Raw genomic sequence first — 23,367 nt, forward strand, 5'->3', positions numbered from 1 at the left:
TCCGAGAATCTCGGTGCTTCTGGTCGCGCAGCACTGGCGACTGAACTCCGCCCTTGACGCCTACCTCTGAGGCGGAGTTTCTATGCGTCGAGGCCTCCGTGAGAAGATCTTCCCATGCTCACCCACCGGCAGTTGCGCTACTTCGTGGAGATCGTCGACGCCGGAAGCTTCAGCTTGGCAGCCGAGCGCTTGTTCATCGCCCAGTCGGCCCTCAGCCGGCAGGTGCGCGAGATGGAACGAGAACTGCAGGCCGCCCTGCTGGAGCGCGACACGCGTCACCTGGAGACGACGGCGGCGGGACGTTCGCTATACACCGATGCGCGCCGCATTCTTGCCGCGCTGGAGGATGCGGCGGCTCGCGCCAGCCACGCGCAGCGCGGCACCGAAGGCACGCTGCAACTGCTGCATTCGAGTTCCGTTCCCCTGAACGCTCCCATCCTTGCACTGGTGCAGCAACACTCCGAACAACATCCCGGCGTGTCGATCGAGGTGTCGCAGGCTTCCTCGGAACATCAGGCACTGGACATTCACGAGGGCCGCGCCGACGTGGGACTTGCACGCGCACCCATCCTTCGGCGTTTTGGCGACGTGCACTACGTGCCGCTGTACGAGGAGCCGCTGGTAGCTGTGGTGCCCGCCGGCCACGCAATGGCTGGCCGAGCCAGTGTGCCTTTGGGTGCACTTCGCCATGAGCGCTTCGTCGCCACACCGCACCTCGAGCGCGGAGGTCTGAGCCATCGAGTGGCCGAGCTGTGCCGGGCGCAGGGCTTTCAGCCTCTGGCTGCCTCGGTGCGCTCGCGCAAGTGGGCGCAACTTGCGCTGGTGCAGGGGGGCTTCGGGATTGCCGTCGTGCCCGAATCCATGGCGCAGTTGGCCCCGGAAGGTGTCTGTCTTCTGCCGCTCGAAGGCGGCGATTGCACGACCGGCGTGCTGACGCTGTGGCGGCGCGCTGCACCAGCGCTGGTGCAGCGCTTCGCCGATGTGCTGCAAGCATCACTGGGCGCCAAGGTCGGTGAATCCAGCTGATTTCGAGATAAGCGCGCGCCGCATTCTGTATTGGGCGTTTCGGGCATGGGCCGATAGATTGGCCGGACCCGATCAACTCTGCCCAATTGCCCTGTGGATGCCCTCGTTGCTTTCGTTCATGCCAGCCTGCCGCTCCCCCCGCTTCACCTTTTGGTCGTATGCCTGGGCGTGGCCCTCGCCTATGTGATCTTCGGCCTCGCAGGCTTCGGCACCGCACTGGTGGCCGGCCCGGTGCTGGCGCACTTCGTACCGGTCGCCACCATCGTGCCGCTGCTGGCGCTGCTGGATTTCGCTGCAGCGGGCGTCAACGTGGCGCGCGACGGCAAGGCGGCCGACACGACCGAATTAAGGCGCATCGTGCCGGCGATGGCACTGGGCAGCCTGTGCGGCGCCGCCATCCTTCTGCTCGGCCGGCCGCAGACCTTGCTGTTGGCACTGGGCGTCTTCGCCGTGGGCTATGCCTTGTATTCGCTCAGCGGCTTCAAATCGGGCGCAAAGTTCACATCGCGCGCTGCGCTGCCGTTCGGGTTGGTGGGTGGCGTGTTCTCCGCCCTGTTCGGCAGCGGTGGTTTCATCTACGCCATTTATTTGGCCGGGCGTATCGAGGCCAGTGAACGCATCCGGGTGACGCAGTCCACATTGATCGGTCTTTCCACACTGACGCGCGCGGTGCTGTTTCTGCTTGCGGGCGTTTACGCTAACCAGGAGATTCTCGTGCTGGCCGTGGCGCTGCTGCCCGCAATGCTTGCCGGCACAGCACTTGGGCGGCGCATCACGCTGTCACTGTCGCGTGCGCAATTCCTGCGCATCGTCAGTGCGATCGTTCTGTGTTCGGGAGTGATGCTGATCTGGCGGTACCTCGCGAGTTAAGGCTTGACCACTGGCGGGTACGCCTCAGGTCAGCCCGATCAGCCAGCCTTGGCCCACATTTCCAACCGATCCAGCACCGAGACCAGCGACTGCCCACGCGCCGACAACGTGTAGAGAACCCCGCGGGGGAAACTCGCCAGGAGTTCCCGGGAAACCAGGCCCCGTTGCTCCAGGCCATCCAGGCGTTCGGTCAACACCTTGGGCGTGATCCCGGCCAGGCGCCCGACCAGTTCGCCATGGCGCTTGGGCCCGGTCTGCAGATGCCAGAGGATCAGCGCATTCCAGCGGTGTCCCAGGAAGGCCAGCCATTCTTCGACGGGGCACTCGCTCGCGTGCTTGGCCGCAGGTGTGTCGATGCCGGCCGGAGCCGCCGGGTTCTCTGCAGTTCTATCCATTTGGTGAGTGCTGGATCCGCATGCTGTGATGAGCGCCATCGTATTTCAGAGAGAGTCCATCCACCATGTTCAAGGTCACGATCCCCGCCGCAATGAACGAAGCTTTTGCCCACGCATTCAACAGCCGCAGCATCGACAACCTGCTGTCGCTGTACGAACCGGATGCCGCCCTGCGCACCGACTCTTCCGTCCAGACTTGCAGGGGAAAATCCGCCATCGCCGCCGAGCTCGGCAAGCTGCTGCAGATTCCGGGAGTGATGGTGTCCCGCAACAACTTCTGCGTGGAAGTGGACGGCCTTGCACTCCTGCGCGCCGACTACAGCCTGACCTCACCGGAGGGAAAGACGATCCTCGCCGGCAGTTCGGCCGAGGTCGTGCGCCGGCAGGCGGATGGCTCGTGGCTCTACGTCATCGACCATGCGGCAGGTGCGAGCTTGCCGAGCATTGAAGGCTGAGTCGGCCCGGCGTCCCCTACCGGCGGCAGGAGGCCGCGAAGAAGTCGAGGATCTGCTCGCCCAGCAGTTGCTCCCCGCTGTTGAAATGCGCCATGACGGACACGTGGTTGTGGTCCGCGACCGTCATGTGGCGCGGCGCGACACGGCGCGCCTCCGCCACGCGATAGGCGAATTCGGTCGCATAGACGTCGAGCAGCGGGTTCTCGTATTGCGCATTGACGACGAACACGGGCATTGCGAGGTGCGCCGCGTGCGCCATGGGCGCCAGGACCGGATAGCGGCTTGCGTCCTCGCCGAAATACGCCCGCACGCCGGCCGCGTTGGGGTTCTCCGGCAAGGTGTCGGCCTGCAGCCGCGCGGATACCAGCACCAGGCAGCACACGTCGCGTCGCAAGTGGGCGAGCGCCGGATCGCAGGCAAAGGTCGCCGCGTGGGTGCCGCCCGCGGAATGGCCGATCAGGCAGATGCTGCGCGGATCGCCGCCAAAGCCGCGGATGTGCCCCGACACCCAGGCGCAGGCTGCGGCGACGTCCAGGGCGCCTTGCGGGTGCGGCGCCTCCGGTGCCAACCTGTACTCGACATTGACGCCCACGCAACCCTGGCGGGCGAACCAGGTCAGCACGTTGGCGTACATGGCCTCGTTGATGTCCTTGGCGCCACGCACGAAAGCACCTCCGTGCACGAAGACCACCACGGGCGCATCGCGCGCAACTGCCGGACGATAGACGTCCAGCCGCTGGCGCGCGTGATGTCCGTACGAAAGTTCACGCGTGACGGAAACGCCGTCGCGCGGTGCCGCCATCAACACAGGCAGGTAGGCGGCCTTGACCCGGTCGCCCGCGCTGCGGATGTCCTGCTGCCACACCGGGCCGACCTCGCGCAGCAGTTCGTCCATTGCGCCGGACCGGGAGATCGCACGCATGGCTGGTCAGTCCTCCCGGAAGGCCTGGGCCTCGACCTCGAAACACCAGTCCGGGTGCGCCAGCGCCGCGACCACCACCAGGGTCGAGGCCGGCCGCGCCGATCCAAGATGCACGCTGCGGATCGCATTGAGCCGGGGCAGGTCCGCGGCACGGGTGAGGTACGTCGTCACCTTGACCAGGTGCGATGCGTCCATGCCGGCCGCCTGCAGCACTGTCATCAGATTCCTCCAGGCCTGGTCGGCCTGGGCCTCGAAGCCTTCCAGCAGGCGGCCTTGCGGAGTTATGCCAATCTGGCCCGCCACATGCAGGCAGGTGCCCGGGCCATGGGTGGAGATGCCGTGGCTGTAGGCACCCGCAGGCGCTGCAACATTGTCGGGAACGATGCGTTGATGCATGGCGGCCTCAGTGCACGACGTTGTCGATTTCCGGGATGGCCGGGATCTCGACGCCGTACACGCCGATATCCTCGCGGATCTTGTTCACGCCCATGCGGATGATGCCGATCTCTTCATCGGGGTGCGTCGCGCCAAGGCCGTGGTCGGCTGCCAGCGCCCGGTTGCGGCCGGAGCGCGCGCGCTCGGCATCCGGCAGGTTGACCACGGCATAGACGCCGTTGAGCAGGCTGCCGCGCAGCTTCTTCGCGACCTTCAGGCCTATCAGGCGCTTTTCCTCCGAGGGCAACTCGCTGAAGAAGCGCCGCATGATGATGCGGCCGAACTGTATGTGGCGAGCCTCGTCGCGCAGGATCAGCCGGCAGACCTCGCGGATCGAGTGGAACCGGGCGTTCTCGTAGCGCGCCTGCAGCAGGTCGCCGGACAGCTGCTCGAACAGCGTATTGACCGAGAGGCCGGCAAAGAAGCTCATGGCCTTTTCGTCCGACTCGTCGTGGAAGCGCGGGATGATGTCCTTGAAGTAGTCCGACCGCGGCATGGGCTCGTATTCGGCGAGCGCGTCGGCAATGCGGAAGCTGGCCTCGTGATGCCGGAATTCTTCGGCGATGAAGTTGGTGATGTGCTGCTTCACCTCGAACGGCTGGTGTTGAAAGATCGCCTCGCGCAGGCGCTCTGCGCCATAGGGCGTGGCGCCGTGCTCCATCCAGGCACGCAGGCTCCACCATTCGGCGCCGGCCTTGCGCACCTCGGGCGGCAGGTCGGCCTTCTGCAGATCGGAATAGTCGATGTCGGCGACCGGGTTCCAGGCCAGGTCGCGTGCCTGGGTGCAGAGGCGCCAGACCTCCGGGTACTCGATCTTCGACACGACCGGATAGGGGTTGGGAACGGCGGGGATTTCTTCGAGCAGGGACGGCTGCATGGGCGTGGCTCCTTCGTTCGGCGATGGGGGATGCCATTCATGCTAGGCGCGCGCTCTTGATACATCCAATACTGTTTAAATGGAGTCGTGATCCGAGCTGTGTATATCCAGTCAACTTTCACAAGGCTCCCTAGATGATCGAGTTCAGGCAATTGCGTCAGTTCGTGGTGGTGGCGGAAGAGCTCAACTTCGGCCGTGCAGCGGAGAAGCTGCACATGTCCCAGCCGCCACTGAGCGTGGCCATACGCAACCTGGAGTTGCAGGTGGGCACGCTGCTGATAGACCGCAGCCGACACCATGTGCGCCTGACGCCGGCAGGCAAGGTTTTCCTGAAGGATGCGCAGCGCCTGCTGACACAGGCCCATGCAGCCACGGAACGCGCGCGGCGTGCTGCTCAGGGTGCCGAAGGCTCGCTCAGCCTGTCTTTCGTGCCAAGCGCCGCGCTCGATCTTCTGCCCGACATCTTCAAGCGGTTCCAACGCGACTACCCGACGGTCCACCTGCAGGTGACCGCGGAGACCACCACCCGGCAGGTGGAGGCCCTGCGGCGCGCCGAGGTCGACCTGGCCCTGGTGGTCGGCCCGTTGCAGGACGCGCCGGACCTTGCCTTTGTGGATCTCCAGGCGCAGGGTTTCGTGATTGCCGTGCCTCGCAGCCATGCCCTGGCAAAACAGCGCTCCGTGAAGATCAAGGCCCTGGCGGCAGAGTCCTTCATCGCCTTTCCAGCGGCCGAGGGCGCGGGTTTCGTGGCGGCGCTGCTCAGCGCCTGCAAGGCCGCGGGCTTCTCGCCGAGGGTCGTCCAGGAAGCTTCCCAGATGCAGGCCGTGCTGACACTGGTCGCCGGCGGCCTGGGCATCGCCCTGGTGCCGGCCTCCATGCGCATGCTGGCCATGAAGGACGTGACTTTTCTCGAGGTGGCCGAAACGCGTGCGCCACCCACCTACCAACTGGCCTTTGCCTACAGCCGCACCAACGACAACCCTGTGATCCATTCTTTCCTTTCGGTGGCGAGCAAGGTCGTCTCGCACGCGCGCGACACCTGAATCCCGGCGCAGCGCGCCGACCATGGTGATTCGATTCATGTATGGATTCGGTACGCAGTCCGTATTGGACGTTATGACGCGCCGTTTGCATCATGTCGGCAAAGGCGCCGGGGAGCGCCGCCGGCATCGCCCGCATCTGCCAAACGGAGTCCACGATGAAACTCATGAAGCTGCTCGCCGCCCCGGTGCTGTTGGCCGCAGTCGTCTTTGCTGCGCCGTCGCTCGCACAGACCTACCCTGCCCGCCCGGTCACGCTCGTCGTTCCGTATCCGCCGGGAGGCTCGGCCGATATCCTCGCGCGCACCGTCGGAGAGCAGCTGGCGACGCGCCTTGGACAGCCCGTGATCGTGGAGAACAAGGCCGGCGCCGGCACCGCCATCGGCGCACGTTTCGTCGCAGATGCCAAGCCGGATGGCTACACCCTGCTCATGGGCACCGTCAGTTCCCAGGCGATCAATCCGGCCATGAGCAAGGTGGGCTACGACCCGATCAAGGGCTTTGCAGTCGTCAGCGCACTGGCATCGATTCCCTTCGTGCTGGTAGCCCATCCCTCCGCTCCCTACAACAATGTGGCGGAACTGATCGCAGCCGGCAGGAGCCGCCCCGGCACGATCAGCTTTGCGTCGGCCGGCCCCGGAACATCCAACCACCTGGCGGGCGAGATGCTCGCGAACGCCGCGCATGTCCAGCTGCTGCACGTGCCGTACCGCGGCAGCGCACCGGCGCTTGCGGACGTGCTGGCCGGGCATGTCCCCGTGATGTTCGACCTTCAGACCACCGCCCTGCCCAACCTCAAGGCCCAGAAGGTCAAGGCACTGGCCGTCACAAGTCTGCGTCGCAGTCCGTTGCTTCCCGACGTGCCCACGGTCGCGGAGAGTGGCCTGCGGGACTTCGAAGTCAGCGCCTGGTTCGGCGTGTTTGCACCCGCCAAGATCCCGCAGCCTGTACTCAAGCAGTTGTCCGAGGCAATGGCCGATGTGCTGCAGGCTCCCGCCATGGTGCAGCGCCTGCGGGAAATCGGCACCGAACCAGATACCCGCAACGCCGCGCAGTTCGCCAGCTACACGGCAGCGGAAGTCAGCAAATACGCGTCCATCGTGAAATCAGCGGGCCTCGCACCTTGAGCGTTGGAGCGCTGCTGCCCATGTCCCGACCCGATGTCTCGCCTCAATCAATCTTGATTCCGGCCGCCTTCACTACATCCGCGTACTTCTTCAAATCCGCCTGAATCTGTTGCCCGAACTCCGCCGACGTATTGCCCACCGACGTGATGCCGAGCTTGGCCAGGCGCTCCTTGACCGCAGGCTCGTTCACCACGACATGCAACTCGCGCTGAATGCGGTCGATGATGGGCGTGGGGGTCTTGGCGGGCGCGAGGATGCCGATCCAGGAACTCGCTTCGAAGCCCGGCACGGTTTCGCCGACGGTGGGCACGTTGGGGAGCGATGGCAGTCGCTGCGCGCTCGAAATCGCGATGGCGCGCACCTGCCCTCTCTCGATGAAGGGCAGCGCGCCGGCCACGGCGGTGTAGAGCATCGGCAGCTGGCCGCCGACCACGTCGGTCATGGCCTGGCCGCCGCCCTTGTAGGGCACGTGGACGAAGTTTGCGCCGGTCTTCACCTTGAGCATTTCAGCGGCGACGTGGGGCGTGCCACCCGTGCCAGAGCTGCCGTAGGACAAGCCACCCGGATTGCTCTTCGAAAACGCGATCAGCTCGGGCAAGGTCTTCGCGGGCACCGGAGGGTGCGTGACGATGACGAGCACCGCATCGCCGATCTTGCTGACGGGCACGAAGTCTTTCACTGTGTCGAAGGGGACCTTCGCGAACACATGCGGGTTGATGACCAGCGTGCCGTCGAAGCCCAGCACCAGCGTATAGCCATCGGGCGGCGCGGCCGCGACCATCTGAGTGCCGATGTTGCCGGAGGCACCGGGCCGGTTGTCGACCACCACCTGCTGGCCCAGCCGAGCACCGAGGCGCTCGGCCACGACGCGCGCGCCGGTGTCCGTGACGCCGCCGGGTGTGAAAGGCACGATGAGGCGAATCGGCTTGTTCGGGTAGTCCTGTTGCGCGTGCGCCGGCGTTGCAGCGATGCCGATGGTGAGCGCACTGGTGGCAACTATTGCCATCGCCAGCAAGCGGCGGCGCGGCGCCTTGTAATTGTTCGTCATGGTTTTGTCTCCGTTCTTTTGTTGATTGAATCTTCAGCGCGCCCAGCGCTTCTCGAAATCCCACACGTCCTGAAAGCCGATGAGACCGCAGAACTCGTTGAAGTCGAACAGCGGCACCTCGGGCGCCTGGCTGACGCCGCTGTGCTTGAGGTTGCTTAACGCGCGCTCCATCGCGGCGGCGGCCGACAGGCTGGTGAGCGAGGGGTAGATGGCCAGCGCAAATCCGATCTCCTCCAACACATTCACAGGCAGGATCGGCGTCGTGCCGCCATCGGCCATATTGGCCAGCATCGGCTTGTCGAATGCAGCGCAAGCCTTGCGCATCTCTTCTTCGGACTGCGGCGCCTCGAAGAACAGGATGTCGGCACCGGCCTCGGCATACGCTTCCAGGCGGCGCATCGCCTCGTCGATGCCGAGCGAAGCGCGCGCATCGGTGCGGGCGATGATGAGGAAGTTGTCCTTGTCCTCGCGCGCCTCGGCGGCCACCTTGATCTTCTCGACCATGTCTTGCATGGGCACGCAGCGCTTGTTGGGCGTGTGACCGCACTTTTTCGGAAACTCCTGGTCTTCGAGCTGGATGGCCGTGACGCCAGCCACCTCGTAGCCGCGCACCGTGTGGTGCACGTTCAGCAGCCCGCCGTAGCCGGTGTCGGCATCGGCGATGACGGCGCCCTGGCTCGTGCGCACCAGCGTCGCCATGCGGTCGAGCATCTGCGTGTAGGTGGCAATGCCCGCGTCGGGCAGGCCCAGGCTGGAGGCGGTGAGCCAGTAGCCCGTGCCGTAGACGATGTCGAAGCCGACCTTGTTCGCCACGGTGGCGGCGATCATGTCGTGCAGCCCGGGCGCGACGATGAACTCGCCGCGTTCGAGCTTCTGCCGGAGGATGGGATTCGCCATGCCCGCTTACTCCGCCGTGATGCCGCCGCGCTGCGTGACGAGCGACCACTTCTTCGTCTCGCTCGCCAGGAAGGTGCGGAACTCGGCCGGCGGCGTGAGCGTGATGTCGGCGCCCTGGTCGTGCATCTGCTTTTGCACCGCGGGGTCGGCCGCGACCTTCTTCAAGTCTTGGTTGATCTGCGCCACGATCGGGGCCGGCAGGCCGGCCGGTCCGAACAGGCCATACCAGCTCAGCGACTCGACACCGTTCAAACCCGCTTCCTTGAAGGTCATCGCATCGGGGAACAGCGGCATGCGGCGATCGGCCGCAACGCCCACCACGCGCAGCGCGCCCGAGCGCACGTGCGGCAGCGCGGTGAGCACGCTGGTCACGCCCATCGGCAGGTGGCCGCCGATGATGTCGACCATGATCGGCGCGCCGCCCTTGTAGGGCACGCCGGTCAGCTTGAGGTGGCCGACCTGGCGGATCAGTTCGCCGGTCAGGCGCGTCTGCCCTTCCGAGTAGCCGCAGCCCAGCTCTTCCTTGCGTGCCGCGGTCAGCAGGTCGGCCAGCGTCTTGTAGGGGCCGTTGGCCTGCACTACCAGCACCGACGGCGAGCTCGCGATGTTGGTGATGGGCGTGAAGGCCTTGTCGGTGTCGTAGGGCAGCGACTTCATCAGCACCGGGTTGACCGCATGCGAGCCCACCACCAGCAGCAGCGTGTGGCCATCGGGCGCCGAGCGTGCCACGGTGCTGGAGCCGATCACGCCGTTGGCGCCAGTGCGGTTGTCGACCACCACCGACTGGCCCCACAGCTCCGACAGGCGCTGCGCCATCAGGCGGCCCACGATGTCGGTGCCGCCGCCTGCCGAGTACGGCACCACGAGCGTGACGGCCTTGCTCGGGTACTTGGCGCCTTGCGCGAAGACGCTGCCGCCCGTGCCGACGGCGGCGAGCGACGCGAGGCCGGCGAGCATCTGGCGGCGGTTGGGATGAGAAAGGTTGAAGGTCGGGTTCATGCAAGTCTCCTGGTGTTGTCTTGTGTGTCCTTGTCACGCTGGCGGCGCAGCCAGCTGATGGCACGGCCGCCGAGCGGCCGTTGCAGTTCGTCCTGCGCGAAGTCCACCGCCGCGAGCAGGCCGGCGAGCGAGATGCCGGTGGCAAAGCCGCTGCGCTCGGCCATGAGCACGAGGTCTTCCGTCGCCACGTTGCCAGCGGCGCCGGGCGCGAACGGGCAGCCGCCGATGCCGCCGACGCTCGCATCGAAGCGGCGCACGCCGGCTTCGAGCGCCGCCCAGGCATTGGCCACGCCCATGCCGCGCGTGTCGTGCAGGTGCACCGCGAGGCGCTCGATCGGCACCACGCCGCGCAGCGCCGCAATGCGCTCCTTCACCTGGCCCGGCGAGGCCGAGCCGATGGTGTCGGCAATGACGATCTCGTCGGCCGCGGCTGCGTGCATGCGGGCCGACAGGCGCAGCACTTCGTCCAGCGGCGTCTCGCCCTCGAAGGGACAGTCGAAGGCCACGGCCACGTAGGCGCGCGTGCGCAGGCCCAGCGCGCGCGCGGCGGCGATCGTCTGCTCGCTCACCTCGGTCGCCTGGTCCAGGCCCATGTTGATGTTCTTGCGGTTCATGGTCTCGGTGGCCGAGAGCACGACGGCGATCTCTTTCGCGCCGGCTGCGTGCGCGCGCTCCAGCCCCTTGAGGTTGGGCACCAGCACCGAGGTGCGCAGCGCCGCAAAGCGCGCCTTCACCTGCGGCAGCAGTTCACCTGCGTCGGCCATCTGCGGCACGGCCTTCGGCGAGACAAAACTGGTCGCCTCGATGCTGCGCAGGCCGGCCTCGACCAGCAGTTCGATCAGCCGCAGCTTGCCTTCGGTGCCGACGTGGACCGCCTGGTTCTGCAAGCCGTCGCGCGGAGCGACGTCGGTGATGTGAATCGCTTCCCTCGCGCTCATGCAATCGCCCCTTCGGCGCGCAGTGCTTCGAGCTTGTCGGGTGCGTAGCCGACGAGGTCGCCGAGCACCTGGCGCGTGTTTTCACCGAGCGCCGGCGGGCAGGTGAACGCCCTGCCCTGCTCGGCCGCCGACAACTTGATCGGATTGCCCGGCATGCGCACGCGCTCGCCGGTCTTCAGCGGCACCTCGACCACCATGTCGCGCGCCAGCACCTGTGCATCGTTGAGCGCCTGCTCGAAGTTGTTGACCGGGCCGCACGGAATACGCGCCTCGCGCAGGCGTTCGAGCCAATGGGCGGTCGGTTGCTTGCGCATCGCTTCGCCGACCACCGCATCGATTTCGGCCTTGGCCGCGAAGCGCACCGGCTGCTGGCGGTACTCGGGCTTGCGCAACGCCGGCAGGTCGATGAACTCGACAAAACGGTCGAAGAACGGGTCGCCGATGCACGCAATGATCACGTGGCCGTCGGCTGTCGGGTAGCTGTTGTACGGCACATGCACGAAGTGCCCGTTGCCGATGCCTTCGGGCACGTGGCCCGACAGCAGGTGCATCGTCGCCATGTAGTTGAGCAGCGAGATCTGCGCGTCGAGCATCGAAATGTCGACATGCTGGCCCTTGCCGGTCTGGTCGCGTTCCACCAGCGCGGCCAGCACGCCCATCGCGCCGAACATGCCGCCGCCGAGGTCGCCGATCGGGATGCCGCTGCGCGTCGGGCCCGTCTCGGGCGTGCCGGTGATCGACATGCCGCCACCCATCGCCTGCACCACCTGGTCGAAGGCCGGGCGCTGCGTGTGCGGGCCGGTCTGGCCGAAGCCGGTGACCGAGCAGGTGACGATGCGCGGGTTCACCTTGGCAAGCGAGGCGTGGTCGATGCCGAGCCGCCCGGTCACGCCGACGCTGAAGTTGTCGAACACCACGTCGGCCTTGCGCACGAGATCGAGAAACACCGCCTTGCCGGCCGGCGTCTTGAGGTCGACGCACACGCTCTCCTTGTTGCGGTTGAGCGTGAGGTAGTACGCGCCCATGCCGTCGCGGGAATAGTGCGGATCGTTCTCCAGCAGGCGGCGCGTGCCTTCGCCGCTGCCGGGCGGCTCGACCTTGATGGTGCGCGCGCCGAGGTCGGCCAGCAGCATGGTGCCGTAGGGACCGGACAGCATGTGTGTCAGGTCCAGCACGGTGATGTGTTCGAGTGCCACGTTCAATGTCTCCGAAAGGTTGGCGAATGCCCAGCTATCGCAGGGGCCGTGCCAGCGTTCGAAACGTGCGTAAGTGATTGATTTGAAAGGGATTGCCGTTTTCTCGACCACTTCCTTGTGTTGCAATGAGACGCTAATGAAACGTTGGTATGTTTCAATGCGACATGCCCAGCGATCGTCCCTCCTCCCACTTCTTCCCGGCTCTCGTGCGCAGCGGCGAGCTGCCGCGCCTGTGTTTCCTGAGCTACCGGCAGATCCGCGCCTTCGCGATGCCGGTGGTGGCGGAGTACACCGGCCGCGCCGAGATCGAGGTGGTCGACGGCACCTTCGGCGACGCGCTAGCCATTGCGCGCGACCGCCTCGAGCGCGGCCTGGTCGATGCCTTCGTGAGCGCGGGCTCGAACGCAAGCATCCTGCGCGCCGGTCTGCAGGCGCCCGTCGCCACCATCCAGCTGAGCGGCTTCGACCTGCTGCAGGCGCTCATCAAGGCGCGGCGCATGTCCAGCCGCGTCGGCGTCGTCATGTACGGCCAGACCATTCCTGAACTCGACGAGGTGAAGGACCTGCTCAACATCGAGGTGGTGCAGCACGCCTACCAGACGCCCGACGACGCGCGCCAGCGCTTCGAGCAGCTGCGGCGCGAGGGCTTCGAGGTGATCGTCGGCTCCAGCCTGGTCGTCGAGCTCGCGGAACAAGCTGGCCTGCACGGGCTGCTCGCCTACTCGCTGGGCAGCCTGCGCAAGGGCTTCGAAGACGCGCTCGAACTCGCGCGCGTCGCGCGGCTCGAAGCCGGCCGCTACGAGCAGCTCAACGGCGTGCTGCACAACCTGCAGGAGGCCGTGCTGGCGGTGAACCGCGACAACCGCGTGATCGCGGTCAACCCGCCGATGCAGCAGCTGCTCGGCCCGCCGCACGCGCGGCTCATCGGCCAGTCGCTGGAGGCGATCGAACCCGAGCTGTCGCTGCAACCGACGCTCGACAGCGGGCAAGTCGAGCGCGCCGTGGTGCAGCGCTTCGCGCAGCGCGACTGGGTGGTCAACCGCACGCCGATCCGCGAGCACGGCGAGATCGTCGGCGCCGCGCTCACTCTGTACGACGCGCGCACCATCCAGGAAGCCGACACCAGCCTGCGCATCCAGCAGGGCCGGCGCCAAAGCGCGGCGCGCCATCGCTTCGCCAGCCTGATCGGCCAGAGCCCTGCCTTCTTGCGCGCGGTGCAGACCGCGCGGCGTTTTGCACGCACCGACCTCACCGTGCTGATCGCGGGTGAAAGCGGCGTCGGCAAGGAGCTGTTCGCGCAGTCCATCCACAACGAGAGCGTGCGCGCGGGGCGGCCCTTCGTCGCCGTCAACTGCGCCGCCTTTCCGGAAGCGCTGCTGGAAAGCGAGCTGTTCGGCTACGAGGAAGGCGCCTTCACCGGCTCACGCCGCGGCGGCAAGCGGGGCCTCTTCGAGGCGGCGCACACGGGCACCCTCTTCCTCGACGAGATCGGCGACATGCCGCTGCAACTGCAGACGCGCCTGCTGCGCGTGCTGCAGGAGCGCGAGATCACGCGGCTCGGCACAACGGCCGCCATCCCGGTCGACGTGCGCGTGATCGCCGCCACACACCAACCGCTGAACGACATGATTGCCGAGCGCCGCTTTCGGCAAGACCTGTTCTACCGCCTCAACACGCTGCGCCTGCCGCTGCCGCCCTTGCGCGAGCGCCGCGAAGACATCGCGCCGCTGGTCGAAGCGCAGGTCGGCCGCTGCCTGCAGCGCCTGGGCACGCGCCTGGACCCAGCGCGCGCGCTGGCCCCACTGCTGCCGCGTCTGCGCGCTTACGACTGGCCCGGCAACATCCGCGAGCTGGAAAACCTCGGCGAGCGCATCGCGGTGTTCCTCATGCAGTTCGACCGCCTCGAAGACGTCCGCTACGACGAACTGCGGCACGATCTGCCGGAGCTTTTCGCCGATGCCGCCGCAAGCGAGGTGGCCAACGACACTGGGCTGAGCGCTGCACGCGTGGCCGCGGCGCTGCAGGCGCAGGGCGGCAACCGCCAGGCCGCGGCCCGGCAACTCGGCGTGAGCCGCTCAACACTTTGGCGCTGGATGCGCGAACACGGCGCCGGTGCACCGGGCACCTGATGCCGAGTTCGCCCCTGGACTGAACCCACGCACCTGATCTATCCTGCCGCAGTTCCGCCGATTCAAGATGACTTCGCCGTTTCCCATCAGTTCGACCCTTCGGACCGCAATCGACGAGATCGTCGACGCTGCCGCAAAGGCCGATCGCCTCGATCGCCTCGATCGCGTCGATCGCGTCGATCGCGTCGCCGCGGTGCTGCGCGACATCACCGCCCGCTTCCATTCGCTCGGCGAGCTGGTCCACGAGGCAAGCGACGATGAAGTCCTGCTGTGCGCGAACGACACGCTGACGATCTATCACATCACCCTCACGCCGGGCCTGCAGTACCCGCCTCACAACCATCTGATGGACGCCCTCATCGGCATCTATCGGGGCAAAGAGACAAACTTGATCTATCCGCTGTCCGACGGCCGGCTGCAGGTTCCGGAGCGGCGCGAAGCCATCGCACCCGAGGTGGTTCACCTGCCTCCCGATACTGTGCACGCGGTGGCGAACCCGGGCACGGCGCGTTCAGGCGCATTGCATGTGTACCTCGGCAATCTGCTGCACACGAAGAGGCAGATGTGGCGCTTCGCGGGAGATCGGCCCGGCGTGTTCGACAACGACCGGTATCTGGCCGAGGCGCGCGCCGTCGAGCCTTGGTGACCTGCTGCCGGGATTCATCAACAGGCCCCTGACGCCCGCAGGGTCAAGGGCTTGGCTCTGATCGGCAGGAGGCGGAACATGCGCCTCATGTCTTCGCCAAGGCTCCGATACATCGGCGCCGCCGACCCATCGTCCACCTCATGAAATGCGAGGGGTCCAATGGAAGAACCGGTCCTGCCGTGGAGCATCTGATGCCGACCCGACCCTATGCCATCCTTGAAGCGCCCTCCACGCTCGGCCTGTCGACCGACGGCGTGGAGCGCCTGCCCGACCGGTTGCTGGAACTGGGCCTCGCCGACCGCATCCACGCGCGCCGTGCCGGGCGGCTGGCCGTTCCGCCCAAAAACCCGAAGCCCGATCCAGCCACCCTGGTGCTGAACGCCGGCGCGATCGCGTCGTGGTCATCCACGCTCGCCGATGGCGTGGAAAAGGTGCTGGACGCGGGCGAATTCCCGATAGTGCTGGGCGGCGACTGCACGATCGTGCTGGGTTCGATGCTCGCGCTGCGCCGGCGCGGCCGCTACGGCTTGTTCTTTATCGACGGCAACGCCGACTTCTTCCAGCCCGAAGCCGAGCCCAACGGCGAAGGCGCGTCCATGGACCTGGCCTTCGTCACCGGCCACGGGCCGGCGCTGCTGACCGCCCTGGAGGGCCGCCGTCCGCTGGTGCGGATCGAGGACACCGTCGCCTTTGCATTCCGCGATCACGAAGACCAGGCCCAATTCGGCAGCCAGCCCTTGCCGGCAGAGCTCATGGCCTGCGATCTCCCCACCATCCGTCGCCTGGGTGTCGAAGCCGCAGCCCGTGCGGCCATCGACCACCTGACGCGGGCCGAGCTCGACGGCTTCTTCATCCATCTGGATGCCGATTGCCTCGACGATGCCGTCATGCCGGCGGTCGATTTCCGCGTACCGGGCGGGCTGTCATGGGACGAACTGTCGGCGGCGCTGCGGCTCATCCTGGCGAGCGGAAAGGCCGTCGGCATGGAGGTCACCATCTACAACCCGCGCCTCGACGAGGACGGCCGCGCCGGCAGCGGCCTTGCTGCGGTGCTGGCCGAAGGGCTGGGGACGGCCGCGCCTGCTTGAAGGGTCGGGGCCTCTCGGCGAATCAGCCGCATCAGCCCTTGGCATTGCCGCGCGACGCCGTGCAGCATACGGCGCGCCACGCTGCCGACGCCGCGTCAGAAATCGTCGATTGCTTCGCGGCGCAGCACCGCCGCACGGGCCTTCGCCAGCTCGATCAACCGCTCGTCGTCGTTCCGCTTCGGATGGGTGTTGTTCATGGTGTGTTCCCTTCGTTGCTCGCAGTCAGCCACTCTAGGAACTGCTCGGGCGCGGCGAAACAGGGCGCGGCGCAAAGCGCCTTTGCGCTGCGTGCAAGGCCCGTTGGCTACCATCGTGCGCATGCGAGAACTGCACCTTGACGATTTGTACCTGTTCACGCGCGTGGCGCTGTGCGGCACGCTGTCAGCCGTCGCGCGCGAGCGCGATGTGCCCGTGAGCCAGATCTCACGCACACTGGCGCGCATCGAAAAGGCCTGCGGCGCGCGGCTCATCCGCCGCTCGACGCACGGGCTGTCGCTCACTGCCGAGGGGCAGACCTTCCAGGTTCACTGCGAGCGCATGCTCGAAACGCTGGACGAGCTCGAGGGCGAATTCGCCGGCAACGCGGCCGAGATCGGCGGGCTGGTGCGGGTCACGGCCAGCACCGTGCTGGCGCAGTACCAGCTCGTACCCAGCCTCGGCGGGCTGCATGCGCGGCATCCGCGCCTGCGAGTCGAACTCATCGTGGGCGATCAGATGCTTGATCTTGCGCGCAACGGCATCGACATCGCAGTGCGCACCGCGAGTGCCGAGAACCCGCTGCCCGACGCCGTGGTAGCGCGCCGCATCGGTACGCTGACGCGCGCGCTGTACGCGGCGCCGTCCTACCTGGCCGCAGCAGGGCAGCCCGCGCGTCCCGAGGACCTGCGCATGCACCGGCTCGTGACGAACGGCCTCGTGATGCCGCTCAACCGCTGGCCCTTCGTGGTCGATCGCAAGCCGCAGCTGATCGTGGCCGAGGGGCACTGGCGCACCAACGACACCAACTTGGCGGCCACGATGGTTCTGCAGGGGCTGGGCATCGGGCGGCTCGCGACGCTGGTAGGCGATCCCTTGGTGCAGCAGAAGCTGCTGGTGCCGGTGCTCGCGGAATTCGTCGATGCGCGCAACGAGGTGCCGGTGTTCGCGGTCACCGCGCGCGAGCGCCACCGCCTGCCGAAGATCAAGGCCTGCATCGACTACTGGGCCGAGTGGCTGGGCGGCGCGCCCTGGCTTCAATAAAACTGTGGCCGCCCTTTCTCCACGAGGCGGGGTCGCATCGAAATCTGCGATCCCGATTCTTCATCAGTCGAACTTGACCAAGTCCTTGAAGATCAGCTGACCCCAGCTGTTCCCGCGCGCCTGCACGAGCAGCCCACCTTCCGAAAGCCCGCCAAGCTTGACCGGCGAGAAACCGAGGTTTTCCGCAAGCGCACCGATCTCCGCCGCGGCGCCGTCATCGTCGCTCGCCAGGAACACGACTCTCCTGCCGCCATGGACGGCCGGATCTTGCTCGAGGACGGCAGCGCCCAAATGGTTGAACCCCTTGACCACCCGTCCACCAGCGAAGGCCTGCGCGACGGCCTTGGAAGAAGGCTGTCCTCCCAGTTCCTCAGGGGGCACGCCGTAGGCATTGGTCACGTCGACAATGGTCTTTCCCTGCCAGCTGGGCAGCGCCTTCGCGACATCCCGGTGCGACTCGAATCGGACAGCCAGAAAGAGGATGTCCGCCTTGACGGCTTCCGCCAGTGTTTTGGGGATGATCTCGGGCCCGATCGCGGCCGCAGCGGATGCAAAGCTTTCCGGGTCGCGCGTGGTTGCAACGGATACTTCGATGCCGCTTCGGGCAAAGGCCTTGGCCAGGGCCTGGCCGATGCTGCCGAAGCCGATGATTGCGTAGCTCATGAATTTTCCTTTTGGTTTTTGCGTCAGATTTGCGCCAGGCCGCCGTCGACGGCGACCTCGCTGGCGGTCATGAAGCTGCTGTCCTGCGAAGCGAGAAAGGCGGCCACCGCTCCGATCTCCACCGGGTCGGCCATGCGCTGGAGCGGAGTCATCGAGGCGAAGGCCTTCATGCCCTCCTCGCCTACCGCTTCCTTCGCGAGTTCGGTCGCCGTCGGCCCGGGCGACAGCACGTTGACCCGGATGCCGGTGCCCTTCAGGTCCTCCGCCCAGGATCGCGCGAGGTTGCGCACCGCCGCCTTGCTCGCGCTGTAGACGCTGAATGCCGGGGCGCCCGTGGTGCCGGCGCTTGAACCGGTCAGGATGATCGAGCCGCCCTGGCCCATCAGCGGCAGCGCCTTCTGGACCGTGAAGATCGAACCCTTCACATTGGTGTCGAAGATTTCGTCGATGTGCTCGGCGGTGAGCTTGCCGAGCGCAAGCAGGCTTCCCGCCCCGGCATTGGCAAAGACGATGTCAAGGGTTCCGCGCTCGGCCTTCACCGCCGCGTAGAGCCGGTCGAGGTCGGCCTCATCCGAGACCGAGCCCTTCACCGCGCGGGCATTGGGCCCGAGTTCGGCCACAGCGGCGTCGAGCGCTTCCTGCCGGCGGCCGAAGATGAAGACGAAGGCGCCCTCCTCGATAAAGCGCTTTGCCGCGGCGCGGCCGATGCCGGTAGCGCCGCCGGTGATCACGGCGGTCTTTCCATTCAGTCTGGTCATGTCATGGGATCCATAGTTGGGTTGCACGGAAGCAGGGAACTGCTTGAGAACAAGTATGGAGTTCTGATAACCTAAGGACAAGTATGCACTTTTTGGTAAGTATGAAAAAATGACGACGCCTTCTTCTCATCCAACCTGCGGTACCGGCGGCTTCTCCTGCGGGCTCGACGCCACGCTGCGCATCATCTCGGGCAAGTGGAAACCGCTGATCCTGTTTTTCCTGCGCGACGGCCCGAGGCGCTACGGCGAGCTCAAGCGCTTGATCGAAGGCGTCAGCGACAAGGTGCTGATCCAGCATCTGAAGGATCTGGAGGCCGATCGCGTGCTGGCGCGGACCGACTACAAGGAGGTGCCGCCGCGCGTGGACTACGCGCTGACCCCGCTGGGCCGCAGCCTGGCCGAGGCGATCGTCCCGCTGTGCACCTGGGGAACCGAGCACATGGCGGAAGTGGCAAGCATCTTCGCCAAGCGCGAAACTTTGCCCTAGCGGGATGGAGAAGAGCCGCTGAAGGCCCTCCGCATTCGTGGGAGGGCGGCAAGTGGAATTCTTCCGATCAGAGTGTCAGGATGCGCGGCCGCGCGCCCTTGTGTCCTGTCGGTCAGCGCGTTGCCGGCAGCTGCCGGAAGCGGCGATCCTGGATCACTCCCACTCGATGGTTTCCGAGGACCGGGAACCCGCATGAGCACTGCCTTTCGTCGTCCGTGTCATCGTGCTTTGCCGTCACTTCTACCGTCGAAAACCGAGCGCTTTTGCCACCCTCCGATCACGACCGGGTCGGTGGCCACAGGCGAGCGGTATGCACCAAGGTCAAGATCCAGACGGTATCGGCCCGCACCTCATAGACCAGCCGATAGCTCTCGTGTGGGATCAACTCGCGGGTGCCCGGGATCTGTCCGGCCCGTCCCAATAGGGGGTGTTCGGCCAGCCGGCCGACAGCTGCCGAGAAAATCTCATCCATGCGGATAGCGGCGAGCGGGTTGTCCTGAGCGATGAAGTCGACGATGTCGGCGCGGTCTTGCTCGGCGGACAAGGTCCACAGGACCCTCATGCGTCAGGGCCGCCGGCTTTGGCCCGCAGTGCAGTGCGACGGGCAGCAACGCGGGCCTCGACATCGGCGTCACTGGTGTATTGACCGGACGCGATCTGCGCGCGCGCCGTGTCGACCTTCGCGCGCAGGAACGCGTCGTACTCACGGGCCTGCCGTTGACGCTCCACGAACTCGCGCATCAGTTCGCGCACCACCTGCGACGCTGGGCGGTGGCTGGCTTCGGCCTCGGCCATGAAGGCGTCACGCAGCTCCGGCTCCAGCTTCATGGTGAACATGGCTTCTTTGGACATGACCAGCTCCGGAAATGTTGATATCAACGAAGTATATACAACGTCAATACTTCCTGCCACGCTGCGGCGCCGATAGCGGTCTGCCCGCTCGCTCCAATTCAAGCGCACCTGAATCTGCATCAGCGCATCAAAGCAGGCTTTCGTTCGGCACGGTGCCGGCCTCAATCCGATATCCCATCGCTCGGTAGCCGCGCTGACGCCTGTCCCACATACGCAGCAACGCCGGGTGGCCGGTGTCCACGAAGTCGATGATCTTCACGTCGGTCTTGCTGGCGTGCTCCCGGTGCAGGCGACCGGCGTACTGCTGCAGCGTGCCTTTCCAGGACACCGGCATGGCGAGAACCAGCATGTCCAGCGGCGGGTGGTCGAAGCCCTCGCCAACCAACTTGCCAGTCGCCAGGAGGACGCGCGGCGCGTCAGGCGCCAGTGCCTCAAGGCCTGCCACCAGCGCCGCACGCTGCCTTCTGGACATCCGGCCATGCAATACGAAGAGTTCCGACCCAAGGCCGCCGAGGGCTGCCTCGATCGCGTCGAGGTGTTCAGTGCGCTCTGTCAGAACCAGCACCTTGCGGCCCTGCACGAAGGCGCTGCGCACCTCGGCGGCAATGGCCTCGGTCCTGGCCTGATCGTTGGCAAGATGCCGGAAGACGTCCTGGATGCCGGCGTCCTTCGGCAGATCGATCCGGACATGGCAGGACCGCGGCACCACCTCCAGCTCGTGCGGCGCTCCGGCCGGCGTGGCCGCAGTGTGCCGGATCGGCCCGCACTGCATGAAGATGATCGGCTGCAGGCCGTCGCGTCGGATCGGGGTCGCCGTCAGGCCAAGCACATATTTGGCCTTGGTCCGCTTGAGGATTGCGTCGAAGGAGACTGCACCGACATGATGACACTCGTCGACGACCACGTGGCCGTAGTCCTCGACCAGCGGGGTCACCTCCCCTTGGCGGGACAGGGACTGCATCACGGCAATGTCGATCCTGCCGGTCGGCTTGGCCTTGCCGCCGCCAATGGTGCCGACCACACCCTTACCGACGCTGAGAAAGGCTTGCAGCCGCTCCTGCCACTGCTTCGCCAGCTCGGTGCGATGCACCAGCACCAGGGTGTTGACACCCCGGCGCGCGATCATCGCGGCGGCGGTGACCGTCTTACCGAAGGCCGTTGGGGCGCACAGCACGCCGGCATCGAAGGGCAGCATCGCGGCGACAGCGGCCTCCTGATCTGGACGCAGATTGCCGACGAACGACACGTCCAACGGCTGGCCGCTGAAGCGCTCGTCTCGCAGGTCGCAGGCGATGCCGTTCTCGCGCAGCAGCGACAGCGCAGCGTCCAGACACCCACGGGGCAACGCGATGTGCTGCGGGTAGCTCTCGGCGCAGCCGATGACGCGTGGCTTGTCCCACACCGACATCCGCATCGCCTGCGCCTTGTAGAACTCGGGGTTCTGGAACGCCGCCAAGCGGATCAGGCGATTGGCCAGGGGCTGAGGAAGGTGCGCCTTCTCGAAGTAGATCAAGTTGGCCAGGGTCAGCGTCAGCGAGCGGGGCATCGACCCCGTCAGCTTCTTCGACGCCGTGCTCTGGCGTGTCCACGGCGTAGCCAAGTCCTCGTCATCAATGAAGGTGACGTCCAGCGGATGGACGCCACCTGTAGCACGCAGGATAGTCGGCTCGATGTCGTGCGCGTCCATGGGCTGGATCGAGGCCAGGAACGCCCACTGGTTCGGGTAGGGGCGCAGCTCGGCGTCGACGAAGACGCTGAAGCTTTTGTCCCTCGGGCCCTTCTGCAGAGGCAGCGCGATCAGGTTGCCAAACCCGCCTTTGGGCATCGTGTCCTGGTTCGGGAACAGCCGGTCGTAGGACGTGAGCCGGAGCTGCCGCGTGCGCGTACAGGTGTGGCTGATGATGGCCGTGCCGAGGCGGCGGGCATCGCGCGCCGACACGCGACCGGCAAAGAACACCCAGCCATGAGCGCCTTGACCGGATCGCGAAACCTCCAGCGCTGCGGGTACGCCCAGCTCCGCGCAAGACATCATGAACGCCTGCGCATCGTCCCGCCATTCGGCCTCGTCGAAGTCGACGGCCAGGAAATGGCAGCTGTCGTCCTCCAACAGCGGATACACCCCGACCGTGTGCCCGCCGGCCAGGTGGTTGTAGATCACCGTGTCCGACAGCGGGACGAGCAGACGATTGCCGCAGTCTCCGCACTTGATGCGCGGCTTCTCGCACACACCGGCGCGCCACTCATTCGCGCAGGCCGGCGCGTAGCCAGACTTGCCCGTGGTCTTGCTTTGCCATCGGACGGGAAACACGTCGATACGGCCGCGGAAGAGCCGTCGGAAGATGGTGACCTTCTCGTCGATGGACAGTCTCGATGGCTCGAAGGGCGGTGGGGACGGCTGCTGCTGCGCCCGCCATTCGATGCCGTGCGATTCGAGCAGCGCGATCAGCCGGCCGTTCTCCGCGCGCAGCGTGGTGAGTTCATCACTGTCCGCCATCGAATCCATGCTCGACCAGCAGGTCGTCCATGTCGTCACCAACGCCGTAACCCAAGTTGTGGCCGAGGCGTCGGACAGCATCCAAGCGCCCCAGTAGTTCGGGCCGACGATCCTCGGGCAAGGTACCGATGATCGTCAAAGCCTGCGCAAACATCCGCGCCAGAGCGTCGAAGTAACCCTCGTCCTGCAAGCCGACGTCGTTGCTGAAGCCCGCCGCGCGCTCGCAGAAGAACACCATTAGCTCGGCCAGACCCCTCGGCTGGCCGACGGCCTTCTTGTAGTCTGCGATGGCTTTCTTTGCCTTGGCGACCGAGGTGTCCTGGTTCTTGAACACGTCCGGCCACAACCAGCGGTCGATGGTCGCCTTGTACGGCTTCAGCACATCGTCGCCGAGACCGAATCGGGAATGCAGGAAGGCCTGGTTTTCCTTGCTGGCGGCGTAGAGGTCTTGCACCAGGCCGATCAATCCCGCGCGGTCGAAGTCGGCGAGCTTGTCCTTGACGTCGCTCCAACTCGGCGCTTTCCTCGTAGCCATGCTCACGTGTTCTCCGGCGTCAGCAGGTCCTTGGCGGCATCCTCCAGTGCCAGCACGCGGCCTCGTTCTGCAGGAGCGAATGGCGGTAAAAAATCGGCGTCAATCCAGCAACGCTGGGATGCCGTCAAAAATACCGTCAGAAAGTAGCGCTGCATTCTTCGCTGATCACTTTCGGATGGGTTTTTGCTGCAACAAAAAGCCCAGATCTTTCAACAACTTAGAGTTTTCGAGAAGCACCATTGATGTCGTGC

The 23,367-nt window shown here is 66.1% G+C and carries 26 protein-coding genes; 10 read left to right on the top strand and 16 right to left on the bottom strand.

Annotation, left to right across the window (positions count from 1 at the left end):
• Positions 1 to 114 precede the first annotated feature (114 nt).
• Positions 115 to 1,026, top strand: coding sequence for a LysR family transcriptional regulator (locus RZE77_RS14355; RefSeq protein WP_319438062.1), 912 nt, complete (start codon positions 115 to 117; stop codon positions 1,024 to 1,026).
• Between the two features lie 93 nt (positions 1,027 to 1,119).
• Positions 1,120 to 1,896, top strand: coding sequence for a sulfite exporter TauE/SafE family protein (locus RZE77_RS14360; RefSeq protein WP_319438063.1), 777 nt, complete (start codon positions 1,120 to 1,122; stop codon positions 1,894 to 1,896).
• Between the two features lie 38 nt (positions 1,897 to 1,934).
• Here RZE77_RS14360 and RZE77_RS14365 read toward each other — a convergent pair whose 3' ends face one another.
• The gene (locus RZE77_RS14365; RefSeq protein WP_319438064.1) at positions 1,935 to 2,291 is read right to left on the bottom strand and encodes a winged helix-turn-helix transcriptional regulator; all 357 of its coding nucleotides are present in this window, start codon (positions 2,289 to 2,291) and stop codon (positions 1,935 to 1,937) included.
• Between the two features lie 65 nt (positions 2,292 to 2,356).
• On the opposite strand from RZE77_RS14365, the gene RZE77_RS14370 reads away from it, so the two are divergent.
• Positions 2,357 to 2,746 (top strand): YybH family protein, encoded by a 390-nt coding sequence (locus RZE77_RS14370; RefSeq protein ID WP_319438065.1) that lies wholly within the window; start codon positions 2,357 to 2,359, stop codon positions 2,744 to 2,746.
• A 16-nt stretch (positions 2,747 to 2,762) separates the two neighbouring features.
• On the opposite strand, the gene RZE77_RS14375 is transcribed toward RZE77_RS14370, so the two are convergent.
• From RZE77_RS14375 to RZE77_RS14385, 3 genes are read right to left on the bottom strand one after another with little or no spacing between them, the layout of a single operon-like run.
• A complete protein-coding gene (locus RZE77_RS14375) occupies positions 2,763 to 3,668 on the bottom strand; it encodes an alpha/beta hydrolase (RefSeq protein WP_319438066.1) in 906 nt (301 codons plus the stop codon).
• A 6-nt stretch (positions 3,669 to 3,674) separates the two neighbouring features.
• Complete coding sequence (locus tag RZE77_RS14380) at positions 3,675 to 4,064, bottom strand: RidA family protein (RefSeq protein ID WP_319438067.1); 390 nt, start codon at positions 4,062 to 4,064, stop codon at positions 3,675 to 3,677.
• Positions 4,065 to 4,071: 7 nt separating this feature from the next.
• Entirely contained in the window at positions 4,072 to 4,980 is a 909-nt protein-coding gene (locus RZE77_RS14385; protein ID WP_319432804.1) for a ferritin family protein, read from the bottom strand.
• 134 nt (positions 4,981 to 5,114) lie between these two features.
• Between RZE77_RS14385 and RZE77_RS14390 the strand changes: the two genes are divergently transcribed.
• Positions 5,115 to 6,023 (top strand): LysR family transcriptional regulator, encoded by a 909-nt coding sequence (locus RZE77_RS14390; protein WP_319438068.1) that lies wholly within the window; start codon positions 5,115 to 5,117, stop codon positions 6,021 to 6,023.
• Positions 6,024 to 6,178: 155 nt separating this feature from the next.
• Positions 6,179 to 7,147: a Bug family tripartite tricarboxylate transporter substrate binding protein gene (locus RZE77_RS14395; protein ID WP_319438069.1), complete on the top strand. Its 969-nt coding sequence runs from the start codon at positions 6,179 to 6,181 to the stop codon at positions 7,145 to 7,147.
• 43 nt (positions 7,148 to 7,190) lie between these two features.
• Here the strand turns inward: RZE77_RS14395 and RZE77_RS14400 are convergent, their stop codons facing one another.
• Genes RZE77_RS14400 through RZE77_RS14420 form a run of 5 tightly spaced genes read right to left on the bottom strand, consistent with a single transcriptional unit; the run spans position 7,191 to position 12,225 of the window.
• Entirely contained in the window at positions 7,191 to 8,195 is a 1,005-nt protein-coding gene (locus RZE77_RS14400) for a Bug family tripartite tricarboxylate transporter substrate binding protein (RefSeq protein WP_319438070.1), read from the bottom strand.
• 33 nt (positions 8,196 to 8,228) lie between these two features.
• A complete protein-coding gene (locus tag RZE77_RS14405) occupies positions 8,229 to 9,092 on the bottom strand; it encodes an isocitrate lyase/PEP mutase family protein (RefSeq protein WP_319438071.1) in 864 nt (287 codons plus the stop codon).
• 6 nt (positions 9,093 to 9,098) lie between these two features.
• Entirely contained in the window at positions 9,099 to 10,091 is a 993-nt protein-coding gene (locus RZE77_RS14410) for a tripartite tricarboxylate transporter substrate binding protein (RefSeq protein ID WP_319438072.1), read from the bottom strand.
• Positions 10,088 to 11,029: a hydroxymethylglutaryl-CoA lyase gene (locus RZE77_RS14415; protein ID WP_319438073.1), complete on the bottom strand. Its 942-nt coding sequence runs from the start codon at positions 11,027 to 11,029 to the stop codon at positions 10,088 to 10,090. Before RZE77_RS14415 ends, RZE77_RS14410 begins: the two co-directional genes overlap by 4 nt.
• Positions 11,026 to 12,225 (bottom strand): CaiB/BaiF CoA transferase family protein, encoded by a 1,200-nt coding sequence (locus tag RZE77_RS14420; RefSeq protein WP_319438074.1) that lies wholly within the window; start codon positions 12,223 to 12,225, stop codon positions 11,026 to 11,028. The genes RZE77_RS14415 and RZE77_RS14420 overlap by 4 nt, the downstream gene beginning before the upstream one ends.
• A 164-nt stretch (positions 12,226 to 12,389) precedes the next feature.
• Between RZE77_RS14420 and prpR the strand changes: the two genes are divergently transcribed.
• The 4 genes from prpR to RZE77_RS14440 all read left to right on the top strand — a co-directional run bounded on the left by prpR (position 12,390) and on the right by RZE77_RS14440 (position 17,327).
• Entirely contained in the window at positions 12,390 to 14,354 is a 1,965-nt protein-coding gene (gene prpR, locus RZE77_RS14425; protein WP_319438075.1) for a propionate catabolism operon regulatory protein PrpR, read from the top strand.
• Between the two features lie 67 nt (positions 14,355 to 14,421).
• Positions 14,422 to 15,000, top strand: coding sequence for an autotransporter (locus RZE77_RS14430; RefSeq protein WP_319438076.1), 579 nt, complete (start codon positions 14,422 to 14,424; stop codon positions 14,998 to 15,000).
• Between the two features lie 191 nt (positions 15,001 to 15,191).
• A complete protein-coding gene (locus RZE77_RS14435; protein WP_319438077.1) occupies positions 15,192 to 16,088 on the top strand; it encodes an arginase family protein in 897 nt (298 codons plus the stop codon).
• Positions 16,089 to 16,406: 318 nt separating this feature from the next.
• Positions 16,407 to 17,327, top strand: a complete 921-nt coding sequence (locus RZE77_RS14440; protein ID WP_319438078.1) for a LysR family transcriptional regulator — start codon at positions 16,407 to 16,409, stop codon at positions 17,325 to 17,327.
• Positions 17,328 to 17,390: 63 nt separating this feature from the next.
• Here RZE77_RS14440 and RZE77_RS14445 read toward each other — a convergent pair whose 3' ends face one another.
• Both RZE77_RS14445 and RZE77_RS14450 read right to left on the bottom strand, forming a co-directional pair.
• The gene (locus RZE77_RS14445; RefSeq protein ID WP_319438079.1) at positions 17,391 to 17,990 is read right to left on the bottom strand and encodes an NADPH-dependent F420 reductase; all 600 of its coding nucleotides are present in this window, start codon (positions 17,988 to 17,990) and stop codon (positions 17,391 to 17,393) included.
• A 23-nt stretch (positions 17,991 to 18,013) separates the two neighbouring features.
• Positions 18,014 to 18,748, bottom strand: a complete 735-nt coding sequence (locus RZE77_RS14450) for an SDR family NAD(P)-dependent oxidoreductase (RefSeq protein WP_319438080.1) — start codon at positions 18,746 to 18,748, stop codon at positions 18,014 to 18,016.
• Positions 18,749 to 18,857: 109 nt separating this feature from the next.
• On the opposite strand from RZE77_RS14450, the gene RZE77_RS14455 reads away from it, so the two are divergent.
• The gene (locus tag RZE77_RS14455; protein ID WP_319425912.1) at positions 18,858 to 19,235 is read left to right on the top strand and encodes a winged helix-turn-helix transcriptional regulator; all 378 of its coding nucleotides are present in this window, start codon (positions 18,858 to 18,860) and stop codon (positions 19,233 to 19,235) included.
• A gap of 277 nt (positions 19,236 to 19,512) precedes the next feature.
• Here RZE77_RS14455 and RZE77_RS14460 read toward each other — a convergent pair whose 3' ends face one another.
• The 5 genes from RZE77_RS14460 to RZE77_RS14480 form a co-directional block, all read right to left on the bottom strand.
• Positions 19,513 to 19,797: a type II toxin-antitoxin system RelE/ParE family toxin gene (locus tag RZE77_RS14460; protein WP_319438081.1), complete on the bottom strand. Its 285-nt coding sequence runs from the start codon at positions 19,795 to 19,797 to the stop codon at positions 19,513 to 19,515.
• Positions 19,794 to 20,087 (bottom strand): antitoxin of toxin-antitoxin stability system, encoded by a 294-nt coding sequence (locus RZE77_RS14465; RefSeq protein WP_319438082.1) that lies wholly within the window; start codon positions 20,085 to 20,087, stop codon positions 19,794 to 19,796. Before RZE77_RS14465 ends, RZE77_RS14460 begins: the two co-directional genes overlap by 4 nt.
• A gap of 127 nt (positions 20,088 to 20,214) precedes the next feature.
• The gene (locus RZE77_RS14470) at positions 20,215 to 22,590 is read right to left on the bottom strand and encodes a TOTE conflict system archaeo-eukaryotic primase domain-containing protein (RefSeq protein WP_319438083.1); all 2,376 of its coding nucleotides are present in this window, start codon (positions 22,588 to 22,590) and stop codon (positions 20,215 to 20,217) included.
• A complete protein-coding gene (locus RZE77_RS14475; protein ID WP_319442359.1) occupies positions 22,568 to 23,116 on the bottom strand; it encodes a hypothetical protein in 549 nt (182 codons plus the stop codon). The genes RZE77_RS14470 and RZE77_RS14475 overlap by 23 nt, the downstream gene beginning before the upstream one ends.
• Before the next feature lie 2 nt (positions 23,117 to 23,118).
• Positions 23,119 to 23,271 (bottom strand): hypothetical protein, encoded by a 153-nt coding sequence (locus RZE77_RS14480; RefSeq protein ID WP_170855607.1) that lies wholly within the window; start codon positions 23,269 to 23,271, stop codon positions 23,119 to 23,121.
• Positions 23,272 to 23,367 lie beyond the last annotated feature (96 nt).

This window comes from Variovorax sp. SPNA7, from assembly GCF_033807855.1.
Classification (GTDB): Bacteria; Pseudomonadota; Gammaproteobacteria; order Burkholderiales; family Burkholderiaceae_C; genus Variovorax; species Variovorax beijingensis.

What these genes read in the sequence shown, in the direction of transcription:
- RZE77_RS14375 (WP_319438066.1), bottom strand. Translation starts at nt 3,668, where the DNA reads ATGCGTGCGATCTCCCGGTCCGGCGCAATGGACGAACTGCTGCGCGAG.
- RZE77_RS14365 (WP_319438064.1), bottom strand. Translation starts at nt 2,291, where the DNA reads ATGGATAGAACTGCAGAGAACCCGGCGGCTCCGGCCGGCATCGACACA.
- RZE77_RS14445 (WP_319438079.1), bottom strand. Translation starts at nt 17,990, where the DNA reads ATGAGCTACGCAATCATCGGCTTCGGCAGCATCGGCCAGGCCCTGGCC.
- RZE77_RS14400 (WP_319438070.1), bottom strand. Translation starts at nt 8,195, where the DNA reads ATGACGAACAATTACAAGGCGCCGCGCCGCCGCTTGCTGGCGATGGCA.
- RZE77_RS14430 (WP_319438076.1), top strand. Translation starts at nt 14,422, where the DNA reads ATGACTTCGCCGTTTCCCATCAGTTCGACCCTTCGGACCGCAATCGAC.
- prpR (WP_319438075.1), top strand. Translation starts at nt 12,390, where the DNA reads ATGCCCAGCGATCGTCCCTCCTCCCACTTCTTCCCGGCTCTCGTGCGC.
- RZE77_RS14460 (WP_319438081.1), bottom strand. Translation starts at nt 19,797, where the DNA reads ATGAGGGTCCTGTGGACCTTGTCCGCCGAGCAAGACCGCGCCGACATC.
- RZE77_RS14405 (WP_319438071.1), bottom strand. Translation starts at nt 9,092, where the DNA reads ATGGCGAATCCCATCCTCCGGCAGAAGCTCGAACGCGGCGAGTTCATC.
- RZE77_RS14390 (WP_319438068.1), top strand. Translation starts at nt 5,115, where the DNA reads ATGATCGAGTTCAGGCAATTGCGTCAGTTCGTGGTGGTGGCGGAAGAG.
- RZE77_RS14395 (WP_319438069.1), top strand. Translation starts at nt 6,179, where the DNA reads ATGAAACTCATGAAGCTGCTCGCCGCCCCGGTGCTGTTGGCCGCAGTC.
- RZE77_RS14465 (WP_319438082.1), bottom strand. Translation starts at nt 20,087, where the DNA reads ATGTCCAAAGAAGCCATGTTCACCATGAAGCTGGAGCCGGAGCTGCGT.
- RZE77_RS14435 (WP_319438077.1), top strand. Translation starts at nt 15,192, where the DNA reads ATGCCGACCCGACCCTATGCCATCCTTGAAGCGCCCTCCACGCTCGGC.
- RZE77_RS14410 (WP_319438072.1), bottom strand. Translation starts at nt 10,091, where the DNA reads ATGAACCCGACCTTCAACCTTTCTCATCCCAACCGCCGCCAGATGCTC.
- RZE77_RS14380 (WP_319438067.1), bottom strand. Translation starts at nt 4,064, where the DNA reads ATGCATCAACGCATCGTTCCCGACAATGTTGCAGCGCCTGCGGGTGCC.
- RZE77_RS14470 (WP_319438083.1), bottom strand. Translation starts at nt 22,590, where the DNA reads ATGGATTCGATGGCGGACAGTGATGAACTCACCACGCTGCGCGCGGAG.
- RZE77_RS14440 (WP_319438078.1), top strand. Translation starts at nt 16,407, where the DNA reads ATGCGAGAACTGCACCTTGACGATTTGTACCTGTTCACGCGCGTGGCG.
- RZE77_RS14450 (WP_319438080.1), bottom strand. Translation starts at nt 18,748, where the DNA reads ATGACCAGACTGAATGGAAAGACCGCCGTGATCACCGGCGGCGCTACC.
- RZE77_RS14480 (WP_170855607.1), bottom strand. Translation starts at nt 23,271, where the DNA reads ATGCAGCGCTACTTTCTGACGGTATTTTTGACGGCATCCCAGCGTTGC.
- RZE77_RS14475 (WP_319442359.1), bottom strand. Translation starts at nt 23,116, where the DNA reads ATGGCTACGAGGAAAGCGCCGAGTTGGAGCGACGTCAAGGACAAGCTC.
- RZE77_RS14370 (WP_319438065.1), top strand. Translation starts at nt 2,357, where the DNA reads ATGTTCAAGGTCACGATCCCCGCCGCAATGAACGAAGCTTTTGCCCAC.
- RZE77_RS14385 (WP_319432804.1), bottom strand. Translation starts at nt 4,980, where the DNA reads ATGCAGCCGTCCCTGCTCGAAGAAATCCCCGCCGTTCCCAACCCCTAT.
- RZE77_RS14355 (WP_319438062.1), top strand. Translation starts at nt 115, where the DNA reads ATGCTCACCCACCGGCAGTTGCGCTACTTCGTGGAGATCGTCGACGCC.
- RZE77_RS14415 (WP_319438073.1), bottom strand. Translation starts at nt 11,029, where the DNA reads ATGAGCGCGAGGGAAGCGATTCACATCACCGACGTCGCTCCGCGCGAC.
- RZE77_RS14455 (WP_319425912.1), top strand. Translation starts at nt 18,858, where the DNA reads ATGACGACGCCTTCTTCTCATCCAACCTGCGGTACCGGCGGCTTCTCC.